The organism is Ewingella americana (assembly GCF_006438725.1).
Classification (GTDB): domain Bacteria; phylum Pseudomonadota; class Gammaproteobacteria; order Enterobacterales; family Enterobacteriaceae; genus Ewingella; species Ewingella americana_A.
Map to the genome: position 1 here is coordinate 22,880 of NZ_RCZD01000023.1, position 10,103 is coordinate 32,982.

12 protein-coding genes and 1 pseudogene are annotated in these 10,103 nt (G+C 50.7%); 7 read left to right on the forward strand and 6 right to left on the reverse strand.

All coding sequences use genetic code 11. The features are described from left to right. Nucleotides 1-17: 17 nt before the first annotated feature. The 5 genes from EAH77_RS24475 to EAH77_RS24495 all read left to right on the forward strand — a co-directional run bounded on the left by EAH77_RS24475 (nt 18) and on the right by EAH77_RS24495 (nt 3,700). The gene (locus EAH77_RS24475; RefSeq protein WP_140476012.1) at nt 18-140 is read left to right on the forward strand and encodes a GpE family phage tail protein; all 123 of its coding nucleotides are present in this window, start codon (nt 18-20) and stop codon (nt 138-140) included. Continuing rightward, nucleotides 133-1,818: a phage tail tape measure protein gene (locus tag EAH77_RS24480; protein ID WP_140476014.1), complete on the forward strand. Its 1,686-nt coding sequence runs from the start codon at nt 133-135 to the stop codon at nt 1,816-1,818. The genes EAH77_RS24475 and EAH77_RS24480 overlap by 8 nt, the downstream gene beginning before the upstream one ends. Beyond that, the gene (locus EAH77_RS24485) at nt 1,815-2,294 is read left to right on the forward strand and encodes a phage tail protein (protein ID WP_140476016.1); all 480 of its coding nucleotides are present in this window, start codon (nt 1,815-1,817) and stop codon (nt 2,292-2,294) included. Before EAH77_RS24480 ends, EAH77_RS24485 begins: the two co-directional genes overlap by 4 nt. Further along, on the forward strand, nt 2,291-3,439 hold the full coding sequence (locus EAH77_RS24490; protein ID WP_140476018.1) for a contractile injection system protein, VgrG/Pvc8 family: 1,149 nt from the start codon (nt 2,291-2,293) through the stop codon (nt 3,437-3,439). The genes EAH77_RS24485 and EAH77_RS24490 overlap by 4 nt, the downstream gene beginning before the upstream one ends. A gap of 69 nt (nt 3,440-3,508) precedes the next feature. After that, nucleotides 3,509-3,700, forward strand: a complete 192-nt coding sequence (locus EAH77_RS24495; protein ID WP_140476020.1) for an ogr/Delta-like zinc finger family protein — start codon at nt 3,509-3,511, stop codon at nt 3,698-3,700. A 165-nt stretch (nt 3,701-3,865) separates the two neighbouring features. On the opposite strand, the gene rplS is transcribed toward EAH77_RS24495, so the two are convergent. The 5 genes from rplS to ffh form a co-directional block, all read right to left on the reverse strand. Further along, nucleotides 3,866-4,213: a 50S ribosomal protein L19 gene (gene rplS / locus EAH77_RS24500; protein ID WP_056772777.1), complete on the reverse strand. Its 348-nt coding sequence runs from the start codon at nt 4,211-4,213 to the stop codon at nt 3,866-3,868. Nucleotides 4,214-4,267: 54 nt separating this feature from the next. After that, the gene (trmD, locus tag EAH77_RS24505) at nt 4,268-5,035 is read right to left on the reverse strand and encodes a tRNA (guanosine(37)-N1)-methyltransferase TrmD (RefSeq protein WP_140476022.1); all 768 of its coding nucleotides are present in this window, start codon (nt 5,033-5,035) and stop codon (nt 4,268-4,270) included. 82 nt (nt 5,036-5,117) lie between these two features. After that, a complete protein-coding gene (gene rimM, locus EAH77_RS24510) occupies nt 5,118-5,666 on the reverse strand; it encodes a ribosome maturation factor RimM (protein WP_140476024.1) in 549 nt (182 codons plus the stop codon). 18 nt (nt 5,667-5,684) lie between these two features. Further along, a complete protein-coding gene (rpsP, locus tag EAH77_RS24515) occupies nt 5,685-5,933 on the reverse strand; it encodes a 30S ribosomal protein S16 (RefSeq protein ID WP_140476026.1) in 249 nt (82 codons plus the stop codon). Nucleotides 5,934-6,122: 189 nt separating this feature from the next. Next, nucleotides 6,123-7,484, reverse strand: a complete 1,362-nt coding sequence (ffh, locus tag EAH77_RS24520; protein ID WP_140476028.1) for a signal recognition particle protein — start codon at nt 7,482-7,484, stop codon at nt 6,123-6,125. 163 nt (nt 7,485-7,647) lie between these two features. Here ffh and EAH77_RS24525 point away from each other — a divergent pair, with 163 nt between their 5' ends. After that, nucleotides 7,648-8,442, forward strand: a complete 795-nt coding sequence (locus EAH77_RS24525) for a cytochrome C assembly family protein (protein ID WP_140476030.1) — start codon at nt 7,648-7,650, stop codon at nt 8,440-8,442. A 34-nt stretch (nt 8,443-8,476) separates the two neighbouring features. Continuing rightward, entirely contained in the window at nt 8,477-9,766 is a 1,290-nt protein-coding gene (locus tag EAH77_RS24530) for an HlyC/CorC family transporter (RefSeq protein ID WP_140476032.1), read from the forward strand. A gap of 53 nt (nt 9,767-9,819) precedes the next feature. Here EAH77_RS24530 and EAH77_RS24535 read toward each other — a convergent pair. After that, nucleotides 9,820-10,103 (reverse strand): annotated as a pseudogene (locus EAH77_RS24535) (IS4 family transposase); the annotation flags it as partial.

Sequence of the window (10,103 nt, forward strand, 5' to 3'; positions counted from 1 at the left end):
TGACCGTTGAAGATCTGATGGCAGATATCGCGGTGATTTTTCATTGGCCGCCGTCCGCAATGGACGGCATGTTTCTCACCGAGTTGATGAACTGGCGATATAAAGCGTTGCAACGCAGTGGAGTAAAAACAGATGAGTAATTTCGAACAGATCCCCGCCACGTTGGGGAAAATCATTCAACAACTCCAGCCCCTGAAAAATGCCACCTCTGACGTCTGGAAGCGTTTTACCCAATCCCCGCCAAGAACCTTATTTAGCCGGATGTCAGAAGATATCGACCGCACGGCCGAAGAACTTCAGGGATTGGGAAAAGGGTCGCAGGTATTAGATAAATTATCTGCTGCCCGGAGCCAGCTCGCGGTCAATGGCCCTGCCCTCTTACGACGTCCAAAACCTGCCGAGTCGAGCAGTCAGCAACCATTCGCCGGCAACCGGCCACACCCGGAGAGTCAGAAGCAGCAAGGCAGCGACATCGGTCAACAATACAGAGCCCGGGCACAGAAGATTGATCAGCTGAAAAACACCAGTTCGTCGATGGTCGCCTTTGCGCAGCCAAAACTTGAGCTGGCAAAAAACATCTTCCAGCCTGGTGCTGATTTGCAAAAAGGCTTATCCGAAATGCAGGCGAAGCTTGGCCTGAAGAATAGCGATCCGCGCCTTGCAGCACTGCGTCAGCAAACTCTGTCCATGGCGAACAGTGGCCATAGCCCGGCAGACGTCCTGACTCAACAAAGCAATCTGGCAGCTAACGGTTTAAATGCGGATCAGATTCTGGCCCAAACGCCGGCAGCCCTTAATGGTGCAACACCGGTCGCGCAAACCGAGGTACGGGTGAAGGGTGACAATCTGGACGGCGATATCACCAAGCTGTTCGCCACCTGGGACACGATCCGTATCAATCTATTTGACGGGCAAAGCGCTGCACTGCGCGAACTGACGCAAACAGCAACTGGCTGGCTGACCACCCTGAACACCTGGATAACCGATAATCCCCAGTTGGTGAACTCATTAATGACGGTAGCACTGGGTATAACCGGCTTAGTGGGCGGCTTGGGTTTTCTTGGCACGGTCATCGCTCCGGTACTCAGTGGGGTCAATATGTTAATGGCAGCCGCAGGTTTGCTTGGTGGCGTGTTCACCAGCACCGGTGGCGTTATCGCGGCGGCTTTCGCTGCTATCGGATTGCCCCTGCTGCCCGTTATCGCGCTGATTGCCGGGATTGGCATTGCAGTGGTCAAACTCTGGGACCCCATCAGCGCCTTTGTCAGCGGCATGATTGAAGGTTTCAGCTCCGTGATGGGGCCGGTAAGTGACGCTTTTGCCCCCTTCCAGACTGCGCTGACCTGGATAACTGATTTATTCGCGCCCATCAAATTCAGTAAAGATGAACTTAATGGCTACAGTGAAATTGGTAAAAATGTCGGCGAGGCACTTGCCGCTATTTTCGTCACGCTGAATAAAGCCGTTGCGCAGATCGGGGAAGTGTTCAATTGGGCCAGAAAAGGAATTGATTCGGTCTTGAATTTCTTCAGCGACGACTCGAATGAACCACCAGCGCAGCAAAATACATCCGTGGATTTTGGCAATAGCATGACACCCAGCGGCGGCGTATTAAGTTTGTATCAGCCGGCGAAGGTCAACGCGGCAAACACGCTCGCGGACAACCGGGCTACTACAGTTAATTTAAGTTTTACCGCCACCCCGGAGACCGATCAACAGCAGGTCCAAAAATGGATATCAGAAGCCATTGATCAACACGACTCAAACAAAACCACTGCCCAACTGAGTCAGTTCGGGTTCGGAGGATATTATTCATGATGATGACACTGGGATTATTTGTTTTCAAACTCAGAACCCTTCCCTACCAGACCCTGGATCGGGACGTAAAATACAGTTGGGCGGAAAACAGCCGCATCGGCCAGCGCCCGATTTCGCAATATCTTGGCCTCGGCACTGAAACCATTGCGCTGGCCGGACAGCTGTTACCGGAACTGACCGGTGGTCTGCGCTATTTGCAGATTTTGCAGAATATGGCGGATTCGGGACGCGCATGGCCACTGATTGAAGGCAGCGGGACGATTTATGGCATGTTCGTGGTGCAGAACATCCATCACAACAACGCGCAGCTAAATGCCGATGGCCGCGCGCGGAGTGTCAATTTCACATTGACGCTAAAACGCGTAGATGAATCCTACTCTGCGATGTTTGCAGATCTGCAGGATCAGGCATATGGCTTGTATGAAAAAGCCAGTTCGGCGGTCAAACAGTTTTACCCGGGCGGGATAAGCCTATGATCACTCAACTTCAATTACCCGCTGGCGCACGGATCGTGCCAGACTTTACACTGATGGTGAAAAATAAAGCCCTGGAACAAAGCGTGCGCGAGCGGGTGATGTCGATCAAAATGACCGACAACAGCGGCTTTACCGCCGATACCCTGGAAGTCCTCTTTGATGACAGCGACGGCGCCTTTCAGATGCCGGAACGAGGTACTGTATTGCACTTGCACCTGGGTTGGTCGGGGCAGGCGTTATACGACTGTGGCTCGTTTATCGTTGATACGGTGACCCACAACGGTGCGCCGGACAGGCTGAGTATCGTGGCCAGAAGCGCTGACTTTCGTGGAAGCTTTGATACTAAGGGCAGTTATTCTTATGACGACACCACCCTTGGCGCTATCGTTCGCCTGGTTTCCCAACGCAATAAACTGCAGCTGCCACAGCTATTGCCTGAGCTCGATGCAATTACCATTACGCATATTGATCAAACCAATGAAACCGACGCCTATTTCCTGATGCGTCTGGCCCAGATGAACGGTGCACAGGCTACGGTAAAACAGGGAACGATCCTTTTTATCAAGCCAGGCTATGGCCTGACAGCATCGGGCAAGGCGATACCCTGGATGAGTATTAACCGCTCGGATGGTGACTCACATTCATTCAAAATCATCGATAAACAGGCTTACTCCGGGGTCACAGCCATCTGGCATGACGTCAAAAAAGCCCAGTCTCCCCAGGTTGCCCTTCAACGTAGCGGTGCAAAACCTGGCGCGGCGAGTTCACCGCACCCTGCGTCGAAAATGAGTGGTGAAAGTGCCGGGAGTGATGCCACTGAGCAGAGTTATATGGCCGGCGCTAAAGAGAACCTTTTAGTGCTGAGCAAGATTTATGCTGACCAGGAATCTGCTACGCGGGCCGCTGACTCAGTTTTCAAGCAGATTCAATCTGGTGTCGCGTCGTTCAGTATTAAGCTGGCTTTGGGCAGGGCTGATCTTTTTCCTCAAACTCCGGTGGTGGTCAGTGGATTCAAAGATGTCATCGATAGTCAGCGCTGGATCATTGATTCAGTGGTGCACGATGTCGCTGACAAAGGGTTCGTCACCACCTTGAATTTGAAAGTTTATATTAATGACATAACTTACCAGGCCTCAATTACATAACTTAACTTGCTTTTGCAAGTTATTCGTTTCATAATCATCTCAACGCTCACCAACAAGCCGGAGGTTTTTATGATGCATTGTCCACTGTGCGGTAAGGTCGCCCACACCCGTTCAAGCCGCTATCTCAGCGAGTCGACCAAAGAACGCTATCATCAGTGCCAGAATATTGAGTGCAGCTGTACATTCGCCACACACGAGTCCGTCGCCCGCGTTATTTCCAAGCCGGGCGTGACTTTGCAAGCAGGAATGCAAACAGCCTGACCCGACTTCTGACAGAACACGACTCTGTTTTTTGCTCCTATCTTTGCCTGCTGCCCCGCAGGCTTTTTTTCATCGCCATTTTGCCGCCACATAAACAAAAAAGGGGTTAGCCGATGGCTAACCCCTTGTTTCATATTAACTAGTCGATGTCGCGTTAGCGATACCTTAGTTAAGACGCTCTTTGATACGAGCTGACTTACCAGTACGCTCACGCAGGTAGTACAGTTTAGCTTTACGAACGGCACCACGACGTTTAACAGCAATGCTGTCGATTACTGGGGAGTGAGTCTGGAATACACGCTCAACACCTTCGCCGTTAGAAATTTTGCGAACAGTGAATGCAGAGTGCAGACCGCGGTTACGAATAGCGATAACCACGCCCTCGAATGCCTGCAGACGTTTTTTAGAACCTTCAACGACCCATACCTTAACTTCCACGGAATCACCCGGACGGAATGCAGGTACGTCTTGCTTCATCTGCTCTTGTTCGATCTGTTTAATGATATTGCTCATAATATGTCTCTTACCCTAGGTAAACTGATATATCGGGAAGGCTTGGCGTAGTGCTCAAGCGGTCCCTTCATAGTTTTGTTGACTAAGCCGATGTTCCTTTTGGAACTCTCTCAGCAACACCTCTTGCTCGTCAGTCAGAGCTAGGTTTTCCAGAAGTTCAGGTCTTCTAAGCCAGGTTCGACCCAGCGACTGTTTCAGGCGCCAGCGACGTATATCAGCATGATTTCCCGACAGTAGAACCGGCGGTACCTCCATGCCTTCTAACACTTCAGGTCGGGTATAGTGGGGGCAATCGAGCAACCCATCAGCAAAAGAATCTTCCTCTGCTGAAGACTGATGACCCAGAACGCCCGGAATAAAACGGGAGACTGAATCTATCAGCGTCATTGCCGGTAACTCTCCACCACTGAGAACGTAATCGCCAATTGACCATTCTTCGTCAATTTCGGTTTTGATCACACGCTCATCAACCCCTTCATAACGACCACACACCAGAATAATTTTCTGATGGGCCGCCAATTCGCAAACACCGGTTTGATCCAGTTTGCGTCCCTGAGGTGAAAGATAAATCACTTTCACACCTTCGCCTGCCGCCGCTTTAGCTGCATGAATCGCTTCCCGTAAGGGTTGCACCATCATCAGCATTCCGGGACCACCGCCATAAGGCCGCTCGTCCACGGTACGATGTCGATCGTATGCGAAGTCACGAGGACTCCAGCAATTTACGCTCAACAGGCCATTCTTTACTGCCCGGCCAGTTACCCCGTAGTCGGTAATTGCGCGAAACATCTCAGGAAACAGGCTAATTATACCGATCCACATAGCCCACTCCCATTAGACAACATTCCACCCAACCTGCCTTCAGCGACTTCAGTATAAAATACGTCAGTAAACGCTACGGAGGTCAAAAACCAGGATCCCAATCTACTTCGATGATTCGAGTAGTGAGATCGACTTTCTTAATAACCTGCCCATCGAGGAACGGAATTAACCGCTCCTTGATTCCGAAGGCATCTTTCAGGTTGGCTTTAACAACAATCACGTCATTAGAACCGGTTTCCATCATATCGATGATTTTACCCAGCTCGTAACCGGTGGTTGTGACTACCTGGCAGCCAAAAAGGTCTTTCCAGTAGTAGTCGCCGTCTTCCAGTGAAGGAAGTTGCTTTGAATCGACCACAATTTCGCAATTGGTCAGAAGATTCGCAGCATCCCGATCGTCAAAGCCTTTGACTTTGATGATCAGGTCCTGAGTGTGACGTTTCCAGCCTTCCAGCTCGACAACGTGCCACTTACCGGCTTGTTGGATAAACCAAGGCTGGTATTCGAAGATGCTTTCGGCGTCTTCGGTGGATGAAAACACTCTGAGCCAACCACGAATGCCGTATGTTGACCCCATTTTGCCGAGGACTATCGGCTCAGCGGGCGTCACTGGATTGAGTTGTTTGCTCATTGTTACCACCGCGACAGATTAAGCCGCTTTCTTAAAGTCTTTGATCAGCGAAGATACGCGATCAGAAACGGTTGCACCCAGATCTACCCAATGGGTAATACGATCCAGGTCCAGACGCAGTGCTTCAGCCTGGCCAGAAGCCAATGGGTTGAAGAAACCTACGCGCTCGATGAAACGACCATCACGAGCATTGCGGCTGTCGGTCACTACTACTTGATAAAATGGACGCTTTTTTGCGCCGCCACGTGCTAAACGAATTGTTACCATAACATCCTCTTTAGTTAATAAAACAACCAGACCCCATCGGGGAACGGGGTCTGGTTGCAATATAAAAAGCCCCAAAATTTTACTCATTTTGGCGCAAAAAGCAATCGAAAGCGTAGATTGCCTCCGTCGCTATTTGCCTGAGTATGCTTGGGGCCGTTTATGTGGCTGATAAATAGCCAGTGTTGTCGATTAACGGCCTGGGAAACCTGGTGGCATCATACCTTTCATGCCACGCATCATTTTTGCCATGCCGCCATTCTTCATTTTCTTCATCATGCGCTGCATGTCATCGAACTGCTTGAGTAAGCGGTTGACGTCCTGCACCTGCATGCCGGAACCCATCGCAATACGGCGCTTACGGGAACCTTTAATAATCTCTGGCTTGGCGCGCTCTTTAAGCGTCATCGAATTGATGATCGCCTCCATGCGCACCAGCACTTTGTCATCCATTTGCGATTTGACGTTATCAGGCAATTGGCCGACGCCAGGCAGTTTGCTCATCATGTTGGCCATGCCACCCATGTTGCGCATTTGCTTGAGTTGGTCGAGGAAGTCGGTCAGGTCAAAACCGTTGCCTTTCTTGAGCTTGTTCGCCAGCTTTTCAGCCTGTGCTCGGTCAACTTTGCTCTCAATATCTTCGATAAGCGTGAGAACGTCGCCCATGCCCAAAATACGGGAAGCCACACGATCTGGGTGGAATGGCTCTAGCGCATCCGTTTTTTCGCCCATCCCGAGGAATTTAATCGGCTTGCCGGTAATGTGGCGGATAGACAACGCCGCACCGCCGCGCGCATCACCGTCGACTTTCGTCAGGATCACGCCGGTTAACGGCAGCGCCTCATTAAAGGCTTTGGCGGTATTGGCCGCATCCTGGCCGGTCATCGCATCGACAACAAACAGGGTTTCAACCGGCTTAATGGCCGCATGTACCTGTTTGATTTCGTCCATCATCGCTTCGTCGACGTGTAAACGGCCGGCGGTATCGACAATCAGAACGTCGTAGAATTTGAGTTTAGCTTGTTGCAGCGCGCGGTTAACGATGTCGACCGGCTTCTCTTGCGCATCAGACGCGAAGAAATCAACGCCAACCTGCTCGGCCAGCGTCTCCAGCTGCTTGATCGCCGCAGGACGGTATACGTCGGCAGAAACAACCAGCACTTTCTTCTTTTTCTTTTCTTTAAGGAATTTCGCCAGCTTCGCCACACTGGTGGTTTTACCGGCGCCTTGCAGGCCGGCCATCAGCACAACGGCCGGTGGCTGAGCAGCAAGATTAAGCTCGGAGTTGGCCTCGCCCATGGCTGTTTCCAGCTCTTTCTGGACAATTTTTACAAATTCCTGGCCCGGTGTCAGGCTTTTGTTGACCTCATGGCCAACGGCGCTCTCTTTCACCCGGCTGATGAAGTCACGCACGACCGGCAGCGCAACGTCCGCTTCCAGTAATGCCATTCTGACTTCACGTAATGTTTCTTTAATGTTCTCTTCGGTCAGCCGCCCACGGCCGCTGATATTGCGCAGTGTGCGCGACAATCGATCGCTTAAATTCTCAAACATCGTCTCTTGCTCAACGTAATGACAGGCCGCCTTAGCGACACAATTGCGGGATTATAACACGAAGCGTTGACGATCTCTGCTTTGGCGTCTCAGATAGGTTGGAGCGTGACGCGCGTAACGTTATACTGACTGTCTCATTCATTTTTGATGCTAATGAAACGCTATGTCAGTTTTTTCCGTTATCGCCATGTTGGCCTACCTGCTCAGTCTTGCCCTGATCATCCCGAGCATTATCAGGAAGAATGGTGCATACCGGCGTTTAGCATTGATATCCGTGATCGTCGCACTGATTTGCCATGCTGGAGCACTTCAGCAACGCATCTTCGATGTCAGTACTGGCCAGAACCTGAGCCTGGTGAATATCGGCTCGGTGGTCAGTCTGATTATTTGTACGGTAATGACCATTGTTGCTTCACGCAACCGTGGCTGGTTTATTTTACCGATTGTTTATAGTTTCGCACTGATAAATCTGGCTTTCGTCACCTTCCTTCCCGGCGAGTTCATCACTCATCTGGAGCAAAGCAAAGGGTTGCTGGTGCATATTGGCCTGGCACTATTTTCCTACGCGACGCTTATCATTGCAGCTCTTTATGCACTGCAACTGGCCTGGCTTGATTATCAGTTGAAAAATAAACGTCTGACATTCAACAACGATATGCCCCCGTTGATGACTATCGAGCGTAAACTCTTTCACATCACGCAGGTTGGCGTCATTTTGCTGACACTAACACTCTGCACCGGCCTGTTATATATGGATAATCTGTTCAGCCGGGAAAACATCGACAAAGCGGTGTTATCGATTCTCGCATGGTTTGTCTATATCGTTTTGCTGTGGGGCCACTATCATGAAGGTTGGCGCGGTCGCCGCGTGGTGTGGTTCAGTCTGACTGGCACCGCATTACTGACGCTGGCTTATTTCGGTAGCCGCTTCATTCAGCAACTCATGGTTCATCAATAAACCGCAGTTCAATCAATAAATAAGGAATTCCCCGTTGGAGCACGTCTCGACAACTACCCTCATCATCATATTGATCATAATGGTGGTGGTTTCGGCTTATTTTTCCGCCTCCGAGACCGGCATGATGACGCTCAACCGTTACCGTTTACGTCACCTCGCCAAACAAGGCAATCGTGGAGCGCGCCGCGTTGAGAAACTGCTGAAACGGCCTGACCAACTGATAAGCCTGGTTCTCATCGGTAATAACCTGGTCAACATTCTCGCTTCCGCTCTGGCAACAATTGTGGGCATCCGTTTGTACGGGGATGCAGGAGTGGCGATAGCGACCGGTATTCTGACCTTTGTCGTGCTGCTGTTCGCTGAAGTGTTGCCGAAAACCTTTGCGGCGCTGAACCCTGAGCGTATTGCGTTTCCAAGCAGCCTGCTGCTGCGCCCGTTGCAAACAATCATGATGCCGCTGGTGTGGATCCTCAACAGTCTGTCTCGTCTGCTGATGCGCATGTGTGGCGTAAAAACCAACGTGGGAATTAGCGATGCTATGAGCAAAGAGGAGTTACGCACCATTGTAAACGAATCCCGCTCGCAGATTTCACGCCGCAATCAGGACATGTTGCTATCGGTTCTCGATCTGGAAAAAGTCACCGTTGATGACATCATGGTGCCGCGTAATGAAATTGTCGGCATAGACATCAATGACGACTGGAAGTCGATCATCCGCCAGTTGACGCACTCCCCGCATGGCCGCATTGCGCTTTATCGTAATTCTCTGGATGACGCCATTGGTATGCTGCGCCTGCGCGAAGCCTACCGCATGATGACCGAGAAAAAAGAGTTCACCAAAGAGAACCTGCTTCGTGCAGCCGATGAAATTTACTATATTCCCGAAGGCACACCGCTCAACATTCAGCTGGTAAAATTCCAGCGCAATAAGAAGAAAGTGGGCATCGTGGTCGATGAATATGGTGATATTCAGGGGCTGGTGACGGTCGAGGATATTCTTGAGGAGATCGTGGGCGACTTTACGACATCCATGTCCCCGACGCTGGCAGAGGAAGTTACGCCACAAAGCGACGGTTCTGTCGTCATTGAAGGCAGTGCGAACGTTCGTGAACTGAATAAAGCCTTCAACTGGACCTTACCTGCTGATGGCCCGCGCACCGTGAACGGCATGCTGCTGGAGATTCTGGAAGAGATTCCGCAAGTAGGTGCCAACCTGCGCGTGGAGAACTACGCGGTAGAGATCCTCGCGGTGCAGGACAATATGATAAAACAAGTGCAGGTACGCCCAATGCAGCCATTGCATAACACGGTAAATCGGCGCTGATTCCTGATCACCCAACATAAAAAACGCCCACTTTTAAGCGTAATGCCGTTCACTTAAGCCTCACGTGACTTAAAACTGAACGGATATTTAGGTGGTATGTAAAGCACTGTACGATCGTATCGTCGGTGCTTTCTTTTTTCCGGAAGGATAAACGCTTTTACATTTTCCCTCATTCCTTTCAGATGCTTAGGGATGTTTCCCGCAGCGCCTTTACCGCTCACTCTGACCTGCGATACCAGGATATTTAATGCCGCAACAAAGCTAATTCGCGTCGGTATGACTCCAGCCTCCCCTGCTATATCAACCATTTCCTTTCTCAGCAGATTATAGGAGACCA